13 protein-coding genes are annotated in these 17,544 nt (G+C 45.8%); all 13 read left to right on the top strand.

Translation table 11 applies throughout. The features are described 5' to 3' along the window. The first annotated feature begins 97 nt into the window (after positions 1–97). The 13 genes from PTQ21_RS00875 (at position 98) to PTQ21_RS00815 (ending at position 17,508) form a co-directional block, all read left to right on the top strand. Positions 98–1,783, top strand: coding sequence for an ABC transporter substrate-binding protein (locus PTQ21_RS00875; protein WP_063566630.1), 1,686 nt, complete (start codon positions 98–100; stop codon positions 1,781–1,783). A gap of 265 nt (positions 1,784–2,048) precedes the next feature. Continuing rightward, positions 2,049–4,430 carry a glycoside hydrolase family 95 protein gene (locus tag PTQ21_RS00870; RefSeq protein WP_274568534.1) on the top strand — a complete coding sequence of 794 codons (2,382 nt, stop codon included), beginning with the start codon at positions 2,049–2,051 and terminating at the stop codon, positions 4,428–4,430. Positions 4,431–4,446: 16 nt separating this feature from the next. After that, positions 4,447–5,793, top strand: coding sequence for a GH1 family beta-glucosidase (locus tag PTQ21_RS00865; protein WP_063566557.1), 1,347 nt, complete (start codon positions 4,447–4,449; stop codon positions 5,791–5,793). A 398-nt stretch (positions 5,794–6,191) separates the two neighbouring features. Then, positions 6,192–6,455 carry a hypothetical protein gene (locus tag PTQ21_RS00860; RefSeq protein ID WP_024631414.1) on the top strand — a complete coding sequence of 88 codons (264 nt, stop codon included), beginning with the start codon at positions 6,192–6,194 and terminating at the stop codon, positions 6,453–6,455. Positions 6,456–6,772: 317 nt separating this feature from the next. After that, positions 6,773–7,726, top strand: a complete 954-nt coding sequence (gene cyoA / locus PTQ21_RS00855) for a ubiquinol oxidase subunit II (RefSeq protein WP_063566558.1) — start codon at positions 6,773–6,775, stop codon at positions 7,724–7,726. Positions 7,727–7,747: 21 nt separating this feature from the next. Continuing rightward, on the top strand, positions 7,748–9,718 hold the full coding sequence (locus PTQ21_RS00850) for a cbb3-type cytochrome c oxidase subunit I (protein WP_063566559.1): 1,971 nt from the start codon (positions 7,748–7,750) through the stop codon (positions 9,716–9,718). Next, positions 9,719–10,339 carry a cytochrome o ubiquinol oxidase subunit III gene (gene cyoC, locus PTQ21_RS00845; protein WP_063566560.1) on the top strand — a complete coding sequence of 207 codons (621 nt, stop codon included), beginning with the start codon at positions 9,719–9,721 and terminating at the stop codon, positions 10,337–10,339. Then, complete coding sequence (gene cyoD, locus PTQ21_RS00840) at positions 10,340–10,669, top strand: cytochrome o ubiquinol oxidase subunit IV (protein WP_063566561.1); 330 nt, start codon at positions 10,340–10,342, stop codon at positions 10,667–10,669. A 210-nt stretch (positions 10,670–10,879) separates the two neighbouring features. Then, positions 10,880–11,896, top strand: a complete 1,017-nt coding sequence (locus tag PTQ21_RS00835; protein ID WP_063566562.1) for a LacI family DNA-binding transcriptional regulator — start codon at positions 10,880–10,882, stop codon at positions 11,894–11,896. Positions 11,897–12,051: 155 nt separating this feature from the next. Then, the gene (locus PTQ21_RS00830; protein WP_274568533.1) at positions 12,052–14,382 is read left to right on the top strand and encodes a glycoside hydrolase family 65 protein; all 2,331 of its coding nucleotides are present in this window, start codon (positions 12,052–12,054) and stop codon (positions 14,380–14,382) included. A 26-nt stretch (positions 14,383–14,408) separates the two neighbouring features. Continuing rightward, positions 14,409–15,695 (top strand): ABC transporter substrate-binding protein, encoded by a 1,287-nt coding sequence (locus tag PTQ21_RS00825; protein WP_064640611.1) that lies wholly within the window; start codon positions 14,409–14,411, stop codon positions 15,693–15,695. A 59-nt stretch (positions 15,696–15,754) separates the two neighbouring features. Further along, positions 15,755–16,651, top strand: a complete 897-nt coding sequence (locus PTQ21_RS00820) for a carbohydrate ABC transporter permease (RefSeq protein ID WP_053780124.1) — start codon at positions 15,755–15,757, stop codon at positions 16,649–16,651. Positions 16,652–16,665: 14 nt separating this feature from the next. Further along, complete coding sequence (locus tag PTQ21_RS00815; protein ID WP_063566566.1) at positions 16,666–17,508, top strand: carbohydrate ABC transporter permease; 843 nt, start codon at positions 16,666–16,668, stop codon at positions 17,506–17,508. Positions 17,509–17,544 lie beyond the last annotated feature (36 nt).

The raw sequence follows: 17,544 nt of genomic DNA, 5'->3' as shown, positions 1-17,544 counted from the left end.
ACAGAAATGCGTCTTATAACGGTATCCTCAGGCTTAAAGCCTGTTATACAGATAAAACCTTCATAAATAATAGGGGGACTAGACAATGAGAGGCAAAATGAAAGGCAATACACCCAAGACGTTTGCAATGTTGATGCTCGCAAGTGCAATGCTGGTTACAGCTGGCTGCGGAAATTCGGGAAGTAAAGAAGCCTCAGAGTCCAGTGGAACCGAACCGGTTACTTTCACATTCTTTGGTGCGGATGCGAGTCCAACCTGGAACAAGATGCAGGATGCAGTCGGTAAAGAGATTACCAAGCAAACAGGCGTTACGATTGAAGCTGAGTATGATGTAAACAATGGTGGAGACCAGAAAATTGCACTTATGGCGGCTAGCGGTGAGTACCCTGATATTGTTTTTCCAAAAGGTAACTTGTCTAAACTAGTAGATGCAGGGGCAATGCTTGACCTGACGGATCTGATTGAGGAGCATGCTCCAAACCTGAAAAAAATATATGGGGACCAGATGAACCGGCTGAAATACAGTTCGGAAGATCAGGCCATTTATACAATCCCAACGAATATGGGTGTTGATAATGTTGCGTTTGACGCAACAGGCGGATTTGAAATTCAGCAAAAAGTACTTAAAGAGCTCGGATACCCTGAAGTGAAAACACTTGAGGATTACGAGAATGTATTGAAAGAATATGTGAAAAAACACCCAACGATTGACGGTCAGCCGACCATTCCATTGACGCTGAATGCAGATGATTGGAAGATTATGATTACAGTAACGAACCCGGCCTTCCAAGCAACTGGAGCACCCGATGATGGAGAATATTATATCAACCCTGAAACATATGAAGCGATGTTGCACTACAAACGTCCAGAGGAGAAAGAATACTTCCGCTGGTTGAACAAAATGTACAATGAAGGACTGCTGGACAAAGATACATTTGTCCAAAAGGATGACCAATATAAATCCAAAATCGCAAGTGGTCGCGTACTCGGTCTGATTGACCAGGAGTGGAATTATCAAGAAGCAGAAAATGCACTCAAATCAGCGGGCAAAGATGACAGCACATATGCTCACTTCTCTGTATCCCTGAACAAGGACATTGTGGACCATACATTCCAGCCAACCGGATTTGACGGATATGGCATCGGGATTACAACTTCTGCCAAAGATCCGGTTCGTATTATCAAATTCATGGACTGGCTCGCTTCGGACGAAGGTCAAGTTTTGAGAAACTGGGGCATTGAAGGCCAACACTACAATGTAGAGGATGGTCAACGGGTGATTCCTCAAGATATTCAGGATCGTAAAACCAATGACAACTCCAACTTCACCAAAGAAACAGGAATCGGTATGTATAGCGTGTTTAGTGCGAGATACGGTGATGGCGTGAAAGATTCCACGGATAACTTTTACACAACGAACTTCCCAGAGCAGATCCAGGCTGGTTATACTGCCGCAGAGAAAGAAACGTTGAAAGCATATGGCATTACAACATGGAAAGAATTCTATCCTTCTGAAGATGATTTGCAACTGAAAGACTGGGGCGCAGCATACAACATGCCTGTACCATCAGGTACAGATTATGAGGTAACGTTCCGAAAAACACAGGATATCGTGCGCAAACGTATTCCTGAAGCTGTTCTGACTACAGCTGCGAACTTTGATAAAGTATACGATGATTTCCTCGCCGAGTTGGACAAAGCCGGCGCAGTTGAAATGGAGAAACAGTACACTGTTTGGGTTAAGGATCGTGTTTCCCTGTGGACAGGTAAAGACGTTAAATAACTTATGTTTTAATTGAATAGGCAAATATACAAAAAAGGCCCTGAGCAAGGGTCTTTTTTGCTGTCCATGTGATGTTTAACATTGACGCAAATTTCGAAATCAAATATAATTTTCTTACTGTAAGCACTTTCAGATAAACGACAATTTAGCCTTGTAGGTAAGCGGATTGCGATCAAGTAAAACAGTATTTATATTGGTTATTTAGTTATACCGAAAACGTTTTAGTAATGAATGAAAAATAGTTGATTAGGAACAGGAGTTATCTATGTCCCCATTTAATGAGAGAACAAAAGAAAATCGTCTGTGGTATCGTCAGCCTGCTACTCGCTGGGAAGAGGCGTTGCCTATCGGTAATGGTCGCCTTGGCGGTATGGTATACGGCGGAGCATCGGGTGAACAAATCCAGCTAAATGAAGATACATTGTGGTCCGGATTTCCACGCGACACCATTCAGTACAGCAGTCAGCGGTATCTGAAACAGACCCGTGAACTGATTATGTCCGGGCAATATAGCGAAGCTGAACAATTGCTGAACCGCGAAATGCTGGGACGTGATGTGGAAGCTTATCAGCCGATGGGCCACTTTAAGTTGCAGCACGATGAACTGGATGGGATCCCGTACGATGAATTTGAGCGGGAGCTTGATCTCCATAGCGGCATTGCAACGACGAAGTATTCATATAAAGGCATTCGTTATGTACGTGAAGTATACGCCAGTGCAACAGATGATCTCATGATCTGTACCATCACTGCTGATCGTATGGGATCTGTAAACGTAAGCGTTACGTTGGACAGTCCACATCCTTATAACGTTGAGACTTCGGACAATTCACTTACACTGTTCAGTCGCTGTCCGAGTCATGTTGAATCGAATTATTTCAGGGATCATCCGGAGTCTGTCATCTACGAAGAAGATCGTGGAACGGCTTATGCTATGCGACTGGCCGCGACTGCGACGGGCAAGAATGCCGAAGTAACGGTTATGGACGGAAGACTTCATATTCAGGGAGCTGACCAGGTTATTTTTTATCTGACAGCGGCGACCGCCTTTGAAGGCTATGATGTGATGCCTGTTAAAGATGGTGTGCTTCTGGATCAGGAGTGCAGGGAGGTAATCACTAAAGCGATGGCTCATGGCATGAAGGCTCTTCGGGAGCGACATGTCCTGGATCATGGGACTTTATTTTCAAGAGTATCTATTGATCTCGGCGCTTCAGCCAATGAAGAATTGCCTACAGATGAGCGACTGCAAGCGTACCAGGCTGGAGCCAATGATCCTGGCCTGGAGGCACTCTATTTTCAATATGGTAGATATTTGTTAATGGGTAGTTCACGTGAAGGTAGCCAGCCAGCCAATCTGCAGGGAATCTGGAATCATCAGGTGGAGCCGCCCTGGCACAGTGATTACACGATTAATATCAATACCGAGATGAATTACTGGCCGGCAGAAGTATGCAACCTGAGTGAATGCCATGAGCCGCTGTTTGGCTTGTTGGAGGATCTAAGCGATACCGGGAGAAGAACGGCACGTATTTTGTACGGAGCACGTGGCTGGACAGCCCATCATAATGTAGATATTTGGAGGACATCCACGCCTACAGGCGGAGACGCAAGTTGGGCGTTCTGGCCAATGGGCGGCGTGTGGCTGACTTCACATCTATGGGAGCATTATCTGTTTACCCGTGATCAACAATTTCTCGCGGAACGCGCGTATCCAATCATGAAGGAAGCGGCACTCTTCTGTCTGGACTGGTTGGTGGAGGGACCAGACGGATATCTGGTTACGGCTCCATCGACCTCTCCGGAGAACAAGTTCCTGACTGAGGAAGGAGAGGCTCGCAGCATCTCCATGGCTTCGACGATGGATATGACATTGATTCGTGAGTTGTTCGATCGGTGCATTGAAGCAACGAAGCAGCTGGATGTGGATCAGCAGCTGGCGAAGGAGTGGAGCGAAGCACGCAGCAAGCTCTATCCATTCAAGATCGGAAGCGAGGGGCAGCTGCAGGAATGGTTTAAGGATTTTGCCGAATCCGAACCAGGGCATCGTCACGTCTCCCATCTGTATGGTCTGTATCCGGGGGAGCAGATCAACCGACTGGATACGCCAGAACTGGTGGAAGCAGCACGAGTGTCACTTGAACGTCGCATCTCACAAGGTGGCGGGCATACAGGTTGGAGCTGTGCTTGGTTGATCAATCTGTATGCGAGGCTGCTGGATAGCAAGCTGGCACATCAATTTGTCCGTACATTGTTGGCTCGATCCACGCATCCTAATCTGTTCGATGATCATCCGCCGTTCCAGATCGATGGCAACTTTGGTGGCACTGCCGGTATTGCCGAGATGCTGTTACAAAGCCACTTGGGCGAATTACATCTGCTGCCAGCGCTGCCTGAGTACTGGGCCAGTGGCAGTGTGAAAGGGCTTCGGGCAAGAGGTGCATACACAGTGGCAATCGCGTGGGCAGATGGCAGACTCTCAAGCGCCGAAATTAAGGCTGATCACGCTGGTTCGATAACCATTCGGAGTGCATACCCAATGCGTGTGGAAGGAAACGATCAGCCTAAGGCGCAGTTAACACCTCAGGGTGATTATGTAGTGATTTTAACCATGACCGCAGGACAGACGATCCGCGTGTCATCATGAGACGGAGGAGTAGACGATGACGATTTTTAAATTTCCACAAGATTTCCGCTGGGGAACAGCAACAGCTTCCTATCAAATAGAAGGTGCAGCGCAGGAAGGCGGACGCGGGGTATCCATCTGGGATACGTTTGCCCGTACACCCGGCAAAGTATTCAATGGAGATAATGGTGATGTCGCATGTGACAGTTACCACCGCTATGAGGAAGACATCGAGCTGATGAAAAAGCTTGGGATCAACACCTACCGATTCTCGATCGCCTGGCCGCGTATTATTCCTGATGGAGATGGCGAGATCAATCGGGAAGGATTGGACTTCTATCATCGATTCGTAGATAAGTTGCTTGAAGCGGGAATCGAACCTTTCTGTACGCTGTATCATTGGGACCTGCCTCAGACGCTGGAGGATATCGGAGGTTGGGGCAATCGTAGGACGGTGGATGCATTTGTAAAATATGCTGAGGTCATCTTTAAGGAGTTTTCCGGTAAAATTAATTTCTGGCTGACTTTCAATGAACCATGGTGTATTGCTTTTCTGTCCAACTTGCTCGGCATTCATGCACCAGGAAATAAGGACCTGCAAACATCCATTAATGTTGCTCACGGACTGCTGGTTGCTCACGGTAAAGCCGTTCAGTCGTTCCGTCGCTTGGGTACAACAGGACAGATTGGTATTGCACCCAATGTATGCTGGGCTGAGCCTTACAGCAAATCTCCAGAAGATCAGGCAGCCTGCGACCGTTCCATTGCACTGAATACCGATTGGTTCCTAGACCCGATCTACAAAGGATCGTATCCACAATTTATGGTGGACTGGTTCGCTGAAGCTGGAGCTACCGTACCAATTCAGGAAGGTGATATGGAAATCATCTCGCAACCCATTGATCTGTTGGGCATTAACTATTACACCATGGGAATCAATCGTTTCAATCCAGAGGCGGGTGCATTGCAATCCGAAGAGGTCGATATGGGACTTACTAAGACAGATATTGGCTGGCCTGTGGAATCACGCGGACTGTATGAGTTCATGCATTACTTGCAAAAATACGGAAATGTGGATGTCTACATCACAGAAAATGGTGCATGCATCAATGATGATTTGGAAAATGGCAAAATCAATGATGATCGCCGGATTGCATACTATGAGCAGCATTTGGCCCAAATTCATCGGATTATCAACGACGGAATCAACCTGAAAGGCTACATGGCTTGGTCTTTGATGGATAACTTTGAGTGGGCGGAAGGATACCGTATGCGCTTTGGTCTTGTGCATGTGGATTACCGTTCATTGGTCAGAACACCTAAAGAAAGCTATTACTGGTATCAAAATGTGATCAAAAATAATTGGTTGGAAACACGAATTTAAGCTTTAATTTCAATATTCCAGGAAGAAGTGCTCAGAACCTGACATAACTAAGTAATTACGTTATTTCAATTGTTAAATGCAGGGACATACGTGTTTAATCAGAAAAAAGACGTTGATTCGATTATCCGAATCAACGTCTTTTTTATTGTTTTATTTTCAGCCAGGACTCACATGTTCATGAAGGTTTCATAAGGTCTAAGCTGTTTCATGTTATGAGGAGAGCGTTTTTGGGTTATAAGAAGTAAGAAGAAGTGATCTGCTCCTTGTCAACAGTTAAAATACAAATAAAGTGTCCAAATTGCGAAATAAATTTGAACATTTGTTGACTAAAAATCATACTGATGTGGTATATTGGTATAAGGAAAGCACTTACAAAAAGGGAAAAGGAAGTGTTTACTATGGCATCGAAGACAGCAATGGTAAGCCAATTGGAACGCAAAGATAAAAATATGCGGCGTGCAGTGCTAACGATGACAGTTCTGGCTTGGATTGCCCTCATTACGGGAGTAGTCATGTGCCTGATCAACCTGAATGATTTTAATGATCGTAACCTCGGATTAATGGTGGGTATCGGTTTCTTGGTTGGCAGTGTATTTATTTACGTTATTGCCAAATCGATTGGACTTGTTCATACACGCCGGGAAGACGAAGGCGCCGATTAAATAATCTTGCGTTAATTCGTTCATAATAAGACTGGATGAGCACCCGGAATCCCAGTCAATAAAGCCCTTTGCGGATTCGTTGATACTGTTCAACGGGACTGCAAAGGGTTTTATTTTGTGACTTGAAGTGTAAAGATTACAATGAGGAAATATCAAGTATGCAAGTGATTTGTGAGAAAAAATTCACACATTTAAGGTGTAAAATCGACAAATTTGTTAACATGAACAAAAAAGTTGCTCATTTCTGATATCTTTAGAAGGAAGAGAGTAGTATACTGTTTTTTCAGTATGAGCGAATTTAAGGAGAGGGGATCAAGATGAACAAGAAACCTAGGTCGCTAATTCGGATAATCATTCCGGTTGTCCTGACGTTGGTTACAATTGCATTGATTGTCTGGCCAATGCTGGCAGGCGGGCAGTACGTTGTTCTGGATCCGAAAGGGCCTGTTGGCGCTTCGCAGAGAGATTTGATTGTCATTTCGACAATTCTGTGTGCAGTCGTTATTGTGCCTGTATTGATTTTGTCTGCTGTAATTGTATGGCGTTACCGCGACAAACCGGACAATAAATCTGCTTATGAGCCTAACTGGTCTCATAGCACTAAAGCGGAGGCTATCTGGTGGACCGTTCCGATTATTATTATTGGGTTGCTGGCGGTTGTAACAATCCGCTACACCTATGATCTGGAACCTTCGAAGCCATTGGCTTCCGAGAAAGCACCGGTGACCATTCAAGTATCTTCACTGGACTGGAAATGGTTGTTTATGTATCCGGAGCAAGGTATTGCAACGGTCAACACGTTGAATATCCCGGCAGACCGGCCCGTAAAATTTGAGCTCACCGCGGATTCACCGATGAACTCGTTCTGGATTCCGCAGCTTGGTGGACAGATTTATACAATGTCGGGTATGGCGATGACCTTGTACTTGCAAGCTGATCATGAAGGTCAATATTGGGGTTCAGGTGCCAACTTTACCGGGGAACACTTCGCCCAAATGCGTTTTGACGTCAATGCTACATCGGAGGAAGACTTCGACAAATGGGTAACTGAAGTGAAACAACAATCCCAACCGCTGACGCAAGAAACGTATAAAACACTGGCGGAACCGGGAACAAGCAATGTAGCTTATTATTCTTCCTTCCCTGAAGGACTGTTCCAAGACATCGTGACCAAGTATGTTATTGACGGTCAAAGCGCTCACAGCAAGCACGGTGAAGCTTCAGGTGCCAAAGAGATTACTACGCAAGACGTGGACAAGAGTGCTAACTAAAGATTCGAAAGGAGGCCCCCAATGTTAGAGAGACTTAAGGAGTTTGCATCGGAGTTTTTCGTTACCGGTGATCCGCTGATTTATGGTGCGGACGTGGCGATCGGAATTACGATGATTACCATCGTAGCGGTGTTGACTTATTTCAAAAAATGGGGCTGGCTCTGGCGTAACTGGTTAACTACCGTCGATCACAAAAAGATCGGTATTATGTATATTATTGCTTCCATTATCATGCTTTTCCGTGGTGGTGTGGATGCACTGATGATGCGTCTTCAGCTAGCTATGCCTAACATGGATTTCTTACATCCTGAGCATTATAATCAGGTCTTTACGACTCATGGTACGATCATGATCTTGTTCATGGCGATGCCGTTTATGTTCGGTTTATTTAATGTTATTGTACCGCTTCAAATAGGGGCAAGGGACGTTGCGTTCCCATTCCTTAATGCACTAAGCTTCTGGTTATTCTTCCTGGGAGCAATGCTGTTCAACCTGTCCTTCGTTATCGGTGGTTCACCGGACGCAGGTTGGCTCAGTTATCCGCCTTTATCGGAGCTATCGCATAGCCCGGGGGTGGGACAAAACTTCTATATATGGGGTATTCAGATTTCGGGTATCGGTTCCCTGGCTACCGGTATCAACTTCCTGGTTACCATCATTAAAATGCGTGCGCCAGGCATGAAATGGATGAAAATGCCGATGTTTACATGGTCGGTATTCTCCACTTGTATTATCATTCTGTTTGCATTCCCAATCTTGACAGTGACACTTGCATTGCTCTTCCTCGACAGGTTCGCGGGGGCGCATTTCTTCACACTTGATCTGGGCGGTAATCCGATGATGTATATCAACTTGATCTGGATGTGGGGTCACCCTGAGGTATATATCGTTGTCTTGCCGGCATTCGGTGTGTTCTCCGAGATTGTAAGTACATTCTCGAAGAAAAAATTGTTTGGTTACAAATCAATGGTATTTGCGATGCTGATCATTAGCTTCCTGTCCTTCTTTACATGGGCGCATCACTTCTTCACGATGGGTTCGGGAGCAGACGTTAATGCATTCTTCGCCGTAACCACGATGTTGATAGCCATACCAACAGGGGTTAAGATCTTCAACTGGCTGTTTACCATGTTCCGGGGAAGGATACGCATGGATACCCCGATGCTATGGACACTTGCATTTATTCCATGCTTTATCGTCGGAGGTATGACGGGGGTTATGTTATCCGTTGCACCTGCTGACTTCCAGTTCCACAACAGTTACTTCCTGATTGCCCACTTCCACCAAGTATTGATCGGTGGTGTAGTATTCGGATACTTTGCAGGTCTGTACTACTGGTGGCCTAAAATGTTTGGATTCCAACTGCCAGAAAAACTGGGTAAATGGGCTTTCTGGACTTGGAATATCGGTTTCTATGTCTGCTTCATGCCGCAGTACGCTGTCGGTTTGATGGGTATGACACGTCGTCTGAGCACCTATGGCTGGGATACTGGCTGGTGGGAACTGAACTTTGTATCCACAATCGGGGCTTTCCTGATGGGTGTCGGATTCTTGTTCCAGGTAGCACAAATCGCAGACGGCATTCGGAAATACAAAACACTCAAAGCATCTGGCGACCCTTGGGGTGGTCGTACGCTCGAGTGGTCGATTCCTTCACCTGCTCCTGAATATAACTTCGCCATTACACCGCGCGGAGATGATATTGATGAGTGGTGGGAAGAGAAAGAACGTCGTGCCAAAGGCATCTATCCACCTGAACAGCCGCTTGAGCCGATTCATATGCCTAAAAATTCCGCGATTCCGTTCATCATGTCTATATGCTGGTTCGTTGCCGGTTTCGGCTTTGTATTCGGATGGCTGTGGATGGCGATTCTTGGACTCGCTGGCGTAGGGATTTGCATGATCGCTCGTTCATTCTCATACGATACGGATTATTATATTCCGGTTGACGAAATTAAGCGTACCGAAGCGTCGTTAAGGGGGTCGGTATAAATGGCTCAAGCAGCCGCGAAGCACGGTCATGACCATGCACATGATCATGACCATGGTCACCATGACCCGCAAGAATTGAAAATACTCGGATTCTGGTTCTTCCTGATTTCCGACGTTATCCTGTTCTCCGTGTTGTTCGCAACCTTTATTGTGTTGCGTGACAATTCGGCGGGCGGACCTGTATTGTCTGAACTGATTAAAATGCCTGGCGTTATTGCCGAGACATTTATCTTGCTCACAAGTTCATTCACAAGTGGACTTGCGGTTCTTGCTATGAATCAGGGCAAGGTGAAGCAATTGATCAGCTGGCTGGCAGTTACAGCTGTTCTGGGTGCGAGCTTTATCGCCCTGGAAGTAACGGAATTTATTGAGTTGATTCATGAAGGGTTCAGTTATACAACGAGTGCAGCTTCTGGTGCATTCTTCACCCTTGTGGGAACTCACGGACTTCACGTATCGCTCGGTCTGATCTGGATGATCGGATTGATGCTTCAACTGAAAAAACGTGGAATTACCGATGTTACTCGCGGTAAAATCAACGTAATCAGCTTGTACTGGCACTTCTTGGACGTCGTCTGGATTTTCCTCCTGTCGATCGTCTATCTGATGGGGGTGATGTAGATGGCAGAGCATAACTCACATGAATCCCATGGCCACGAACAGCATGGTTCACTCAAGTCCTATGTCATCGGCTTCATTCTGTCCGTTGTCCTGACCATTGTTCCTTTGGTAGTGGTTCTGAATGACATGATGGGCAGAACAGCAACACTGAGTGTCGTTCTGGTAACAGCAGCACTTCAGTTTGTGGTTCAACTCTTCTTCTTCATGCATATCCGTGAATCGGAGAAGCCGCGTTGGAATGTAATGGCTTTGATCTTTGGTCTGTTGATCATGATGACCATCGTTATTGGTTCCATCTGGATCATGTTGAACAATACAGTTGCACATTAAGTTTTATAGGTTCAGGGATCTCCCGACTTTATTTAAAAGTCGGGAGATCTTTTTTTTATCCTTTTTCCATCCTGAATGCGGGCAGAATAAGGGAAGGGACGCATGAGATACAAAAAGTCGAAAATATTGTCGAAAAAAGTTCTTGATTTTTTTTCTTGAATCCGTATACTCAGAAATATAAGTAATCCGAAACGTTTTGGAGGAAAGCAATTGGCTACAATTAAAGACATATCACAAATGACGGGATTTTCGATTACGACCGTATCCAGAGCATTGAATGGGTACTCGGACGTCAGCGATAGTACGCGCAAACTGATTAAAGAAGCCGCCGAAACCCTGAACTATAGTCCAAATGGTCTAGCGAGAGGCCTGGTCATGAAGGAAACCAAAACGCTGGGGTTGCTCGTATCAGGCATGACGTACAAAAACATCGATAACAACTTTGTTTTCGAAGTACTTTGCGGTATTAATGATAGCGCTGCCAATTCGGATTATGATCTGATTTTGTTCAGCACAAATACAGCGAAGCAAAAGATGAAAACGTACACACAGCTGTGCAGGGAACGAAAGGTGGACGGTGTCATTCTTCAGGGTGTGAAGACGGATGATCCGTATTTGCAGGAAGTATTGGATAGTGACATTCCTTGTGTATTGATTGATATACCCATTCACAGTGAGTATGTTGGTTTTGTATCAACGAATCACAAACAAAGTGCACAGACTGCTGTAGAGCACCTTATTGGTTTGGGTCATCGGCAGATTGCCATGGTGAACGGGTACCCCGAGGCTTTTGTATCCAAGGAGCGTTATGAAGGATATTCCGATGCAATGCGAAATGCAGGGTTGAGCTTGAAGCCTGAATGGATCGTAAACGGGAATTTCACGGAAGAGGAAGCACAGCAACAAGCTTCTGAATTGTTGAAGACATATCCGGAAATTACTGCAGTCTTTTGCGCAAGCGATATGATGGCTTTGGGTGTAATGAAGGCTGCGAATGAAATAGGCATCTCTATACCGGATGAATTATCTGTAGTAGGATTTGACGACATTCCAACAGCCGCTTATTTTCAACCACCACTCACCACCATCGGCCAGAACATGTATCAGTTGGGACATGAAGCTGCAAACCTGTTGATGGGCATGCTGAGATCGGAAGACAGTCCCAAATTTAATATTTTGCAAAATGAATTGGTTTTGAGATCCTCGACAGCCAAACCAGGTCGCTGAGTTTAGCTGAGAAACGGTTCGCGAGGGATTGCAAAATGAACGAGATGAAGAGAGCACCGAAATGTTTTATTTAATCCGAAACGTTTCGGTATTATTTTCACTCAAATCCAAAACGTTTCGGATACAACATAAGATAGACATAGGGGGAATACAAATTGCTGAAATACGATGCAGGACAAGGAGAATGGAGTAACTGGCTGGTAACTGAAACCGGGTTTGATCCGGCTCATCAAGGGAAAGGCGAAGCTGTGCTCTCACTTGGAAACGGCTACATGGGACTTCGCTCCGCAACGGACGAGAATTATGTTGGACAAGTGCGGAACTGGTTCGTAGCTGGAACCTTCAATAAGTTTGACGAGCATGAGGTAACAGAACTCCCTAATGCAGCGGATGTAACGGAACTTTCAATCACTCTGAATGGGGAAACCTTCAGCTTGGAAAAAGGAAGAACGATCAGCTACAGTCGTCAACTGAATCTCAAGAACGGTGAGCTGACCCGTAACGTGGTGTGGCAGAGCCCAACTGGAGAAAGCTTTGAACTTCAATTCCGTCGCTTTGTTTCCTTGAGCAACCGTCATTTGGTTGGTTCATCCGTAAGTATCAAGCCACTGGATGGTCAGGCACGTGTTCACATTGCGTCTGGTATTAACGGACAATGGACGAACTCGGGTGCACAGCATTTCACGGAAGGCGAGAAACGGATATTTGAAAAGACTTATATTCAAATGACGTCAACGACGACACAATCGGCGGTTGATTTTGTAACCAATACGGTGCATCACTGGCAGCTGAATGGTGAAAAAGTTGAGCCGGAATTGCGTCAAACGATGGGACGCCGCAAGGTTGGCATCGAAGGCACAGTGACCGTGGAAGCCGGACAATCGGTAACACTGGAAAAAATCTCGAATGTTCATACCAGCCGCGATCTGGTGTACAGCAACGGTGGATATTCACTGGATCAAATGCGTGAATCTTCACTGACAGAACTGAAGCAAGAGTCGCAAAAAGGGTATGATCAGCTGTTTCGTGAAAGCGCTAACTCCTGGGCGGATACCTGGTCCACGTACAACATTGAAGTGGACAGCACAAGCGGATATGACCAGCTTGCTATCCGTTTCGCCATCTATCATCTCGTCATTATGACACCTGCTCATGATAATCGCATGGGAATCGGGGCGAAAGGATTAAGTGGTGAAGGGTACAAGGGACATTCCTTTTGGGATACGGAAATCTTCATCCTGCCTTTCTTCATCTACAGCAATCCCAAGATCGCAAGATCCTTGCTGGAATATCGATATCAGGGGTTGGATGGAGCTAGAAGCAAGGCCAAGGAGAACGGATTCGAAGGAGCCATGTATCCGTGGGAAGCAGCCTGGATCGAAGATGGCGAAGTTACACCGGTATGGGGAGATGTAGATATCGTAACCGGAGAACAGACGAAGATCTGGTCCGGCTTCATTGAACAGCATATTACCTCTGACATCGCTTATGCCGTTTGGCATTACGTCCAGTCTACAGGCGATGAGGCGTTCATGGATCAATATGGCTACGAGATCATTTTTGATACAGCAACGTTCTGGGCCAGCCGTCTGGAGTGGGATGAGGCCAAGGGCCGCTATCACATCAATGAGGTTGTTGGACCGGATGAATATAAGGAACATGTGGACAACAATGCATTCACCAATCATATGGCTCACTTCAATATGGAACTGGCCATTCAATATTATGAAAAGCTTGAGCAGGAAAAACCTGAATTACTCAAGGCATTGTCTGGGAAGCTTGACCTGACATCAGCTCGGAAAACATGGAACAAGCTGGATCAAATGTATCTGCCAGGGCCAAATGAACAAGGACTTATTCCACAAGATGATACCTACTTGCAGAAGAAAGTCATTGATCTTACCCCTTATAAAAATCAGACGAAAGTCGCCAGCATCTTCAATGATTACAACCTGGATCAGGTTGGTGAAATGCAAATTTCGAAGCAGGCTGACATCATGATGCTGTTCTTCCTGCTTGAGAATAAATTTGAACCCGCTATCAAACGTGCGAACTATGACTACTATGAGGAAAAAACATTGCATGATTCCTCATTGTCGCTGTCAACGCACAGTATCCTTGCCAGTGACTTCGGTAATCGTCCGCTCGCTTATGATCTGTTCCGCCGGGCGTCCGAGATTGATCTGGGACCGCATATGCACTCTTCGGATGCAGGCATCCACTCAGCTTCTCTGGGCGGAATATGGGAATGTGTCGTGATGGGATTTGCCGGAGTTCGCATGTTGGATGGCCAGCTTCATCTCGATCCGAAGCTGCCAGAGTCCTGGAGCAGTCTGAAATTCCCGCTTTACTGGCAAAACCAGCTGTTGCATATCACAATCACGTCCGAGGGTATTCTAATCGAGAGTGATGCAGAGGAAGAAATTTCTCTCCTTCTGTCCGGTCAGCAAGTTACTTTCAGCAAACGGTTTCAAACCTTGGTTTAATATAAATCCATGTGGAGGTCATTCAAATGAAAAAAGGGTCCGCAAGTTTGGTCATGATGCTGATTTTGGTATTAGTGTTATCTGCGTGTTCTTCAGGTGGAAGCAACAGCGCGGAAGGCGGAAAAGGAGAAAAAGTAAAACTCACCTTCTCCGTATGGGGGGATGTCAACTCTGGTGCGGATGAAGTGAAGCTTGCGGAAGAGTTCAATGCTGCACACCCGGATATCGAAGTGAAGTTTGAGCCTATTCCAAGTGAAGGTTATGGAACAAAACTCACTACATCTCTGGCAGCAGGTCAGGCTCCAGACGTATTCCTGGTTGGTGAAGGCGACTACTACAAATACGTTGATAAAGGTGTAATTGAGCCACTCGACGATTATTTGAGCAAAGACACTGCCTTTAATCTGGATATTTTCCAAAAGGATCTCATTGAAAATATGAAAATCGAAGGCAAACAATACTACTTGCCTAAAGATTTCAACCCACTTGCACTTTGGTACAACAAACGCATGTTTGATGAAGCGGGAATCCCTTATCCAACAGATGAATGGACTTGGGATGACATGATTGCAACTGCACAGAAACTGACTAAAAAAGATGGAAAAAAATATACTCAATTCGGATTCAACGCAGGCAAATGGGAATATCCGATTTATACGTACCTGTGGGATAACGGTACAGACATCGCGAATGAGGATGGAACAGCTGCGGAAGGCTACATGAACAGTGAAAAAACGATAGCGGCAATGGATAAATATGTATCCTGGTCTCAAGGAGATAGCCGTGTATCCCCGACGCCACTGGATTCCGAGACACTTGGCGGAGATTCATCGATGTTCATGACAGACAAGCTCGCCATGATGATTACAGGTCGTTGGATCAAAGGTGATCTCGACAAATCCGATGTTCAATATGGTTCTGCACTGATTCCACAAAATACGGACGGTACTCGTTCAAGCATTATCGCAAGTGCAGGTTGGGCGATCAACGCAGCCGGTAAAAATAAAGAAGCGGCTTATGAACTGGTGAAATGGCTCTCGGGTACAGATGCACAGAAGCTTCGTTCTGCGAACGGTAAAGTACTGCCAGCGACTGTGAAAGAACTGGACGAAGTCAAAGCCAAAGAAGTAGCAGACAAACCGGTCATCGAAATGATGGATTATGCTAAAAAACCGGTTACCATGCGTTCTACAAACGGACCTGTGTTTGTTGAAGAATTCACCAAGGCGCTGGAAAAAGTGCTGCTTGGCAAACAGGATGTCAAAGGCGCTCTGGATGAAGCTGCGAAGAACGTTGACAGCAAAATCAAGTAAAAACCATGCGGGTGAGTCGGCGGCCATGCTGATTCACCCTCTTCATCAAGGAGGCTGCTATGCGTAATTCTAAATCCGAGCGTGCCGGGTATTGGTTCATATTGCCCTGGCTTATAGGCTTGTTGCTCTTTACCATTGGTCCAATGTTATTCTCCCTGCTGCTGGCATTTAGTAAATGGGATATTATCACCGGCGTACAATCGATCGAATGGGTCGGTCTGGATAACTTCAAAACGATGTTTCATGATGAGCTTTTCTATCAATCGTTGAAAGTTACCTTTATCTTCGCTCTGGTATCCGTACCACTATATCAAGTGGCATCACTGCTTATCGCCTTGCTGCTGAATATGCGGAACAGAGGCATGAAATTTTTCCGATTGATCTATTTCATGCCATCCGTCATTCCAGCTGTAGCGGCATCAATGATGTGGATTATGATTTTCAATCCGGAATACGGCATTCTGAACCGGGCGCTTGCCTTTTTCGGCGTACAGGGGCCAGCTTGGCTTCAAGATCCGAGCTATGCGCTGGGCGCACTGATTGTCATGGGTTTGTGGGGCGTCGGCAATACGATCATCATTTATTTGTCCGGCTTGCAGGGCGTTCCTGAAGAGCTGTATGAAGCTGCCAATCTGGATGGCGCGGGACCGTTTCAACGGTTTTTCAACATTACATTACCTATGATTTCCCCAACGGTGTTCTTCAACGTAATTATGGGTATCATCGGTGGATTCCAGTATTTTACACAAGCATTTGTTATGACCAACGGGGGACCGCTTAACTCGACCTTGTTCTATAACTTGTATCTGTACAATAAAGCTTTTACCGATTTTGAAATGGGTTATGCTTCGGCATTGTCCTGGGTATTGTTCATCATCATTCTGGCGTTTACGTTGCTGGTCATCCGCAGCTCTTCGATGTGGGTCTATTACCAGGGCGATAACGAAAAGGATTGAGAGGAGGACAAATGATGAATCAAGCAACGACACGGAAACCGGTCTACTCGAAACTATTCTCTATGCTCATGCTTATCGCTGGTGCAGCCGTCGTGCTGATCCCACTGTTATGGACGTTTGCAACGTCTCTTAAAACACCTGCCGAGGTGTTCAAAGATGATTTTTTCCCGGCTGTATGGATGTGGTCTAACTATAAAAATGCCGTCTTGGCCATCCCGTTTTTTACATTTTTGAAAAATACGCTGATTATTCTGATTCCGGTATTAGTCGGTACCGTATTCTCGTCTGCCCTATGTGCGTATGGTTTCGCCCGGTTTAACTTCCGCGGCAAACGCACGCTGTTCCTGGTGCTATTGGCGACGATGATGCTGCCTTCACAGGTAACGATGATCCCGATGTTCATCATGTTCAAGGAAATCGGCTGGGTTGATACATTTTTACCACTCATTATCCCTGCATTCTTCGGGGGCGGAGCGTTTAACATCTTCCTGATTCGCCAGTTCATGCGCGGTATTCCGCGTGATCTCGATGAGTCTGCTTTTGTTGACGGAGCCAATAAAATGCAGATTTTCACTAAAATCATGCTGCCGCTTTCCATGCCGCCACTGATTGCCGTATCGATCTTTACCTTTATGGGCGTATGGAATGACTTCCAAGGACCACTCATTTATCTGAACTCCAGTGAGAAGTATACGCTGGCTCTCGGATTGTCCATGTTCAAAGGGTTGTATAACGTGGAATGGAACATGCTCATGGCTGCAACGATGCTGATTATGCTTCCGCCACTCCTTGTATTCTTTGTTGCACAAAAATACTTTATTGAAGGCATTTCCATCTCTTCTGCAATCAAGGGCTAATCGTCCGTATGAATAGAAGAGATGAGCGGTGAGCCA

The sequence above is a fragment of the Paenibacillus marchantiae genome, assembly GCF_028771845.1.
Lineage (GTDB): Bacteria > Bacillota > Bacilli > Paenibacillales > Paenibacillaceae > Paenibacillus > Paenibacillus marchantiae.
Note: the sequence above shows the minus strand (reverse complement) of the source record. Positions and strands in the feature narration are given on the sequence as shown.

Coding starts and splice junctions, on each gene's coding strand:
- PTQ21_RS00875 (WP_063566630.1), top strand. CDS start 98: ATGAAAGGCAATACACCCAAGACGTTTGCAATGTTGATGCTCGCAAGT.
- PTQ21_RS00870 (WP_274568534.1), top strand. CDS start 2,049: ATGTCCCCATTTAATGAGAGAACAAAAGAAAATCGTCTGTGGTATCGT.
- PTQ21_RS00865 (WP_063566557.1), top strand. CDS start 4,447: ATGACGATTTTTAAATTTCCACAAGATTTCCGCTGGGGAACAGCAACA.
- PTQ21_RS00860 (WP_024631414.1), top strand. CDS start 6,192: ATGGCATCGAAGACAGCAATGGTAAGCCAATTGGAACGCAAAGATAAA.
- cyoA (WP_063566558.1), top strand. CDS start 6,773: ATGAACAAGAAACCTAGGTCGCTAATTCGGATAATCATTCCGGTTGTC.
- PTQ21_RS00850 (WP_063566559.1), top strand. CDS start 7,748: ATGTTAGAGAGACTTAAGGAGTTTGCATCGGAGTTTTTCGTTACCGGT.
- cyoC (WP_063566560.1), top strand. CDS start 9,719: ATGGCTCAAGCAGCCGCGAAGCACGGTCATGACCATGCACATGATCAT.
- cyoD (WP_063566561.1), top strand. CDS start 10,340: ATGGCAGAGCATAACTCACATGAATCCCATGGCCACGAACAGCATGGT.
- PTQ21_RS00825 (WP_064640611.1), top strand. CDS start 14,409: ATGAAAAAAGGGTCCGCAAGTTTGGTCATGATGCTGATTTTGGTATTA.
- PTQ21_RS00820 (WP_053780124.1), top strand. CDS start 15,755: ATGCGTAATTCTAAATCCGAGCGTGCCGGGTATTGGTTCATATTGCCC.
- PTQ21_RS00815 (WP_063566566.1), top strand. CDS start 16,666: ATGAATCAAGCAACGACACGGAAACCGGTCTACTCGAAACTATTCTCT.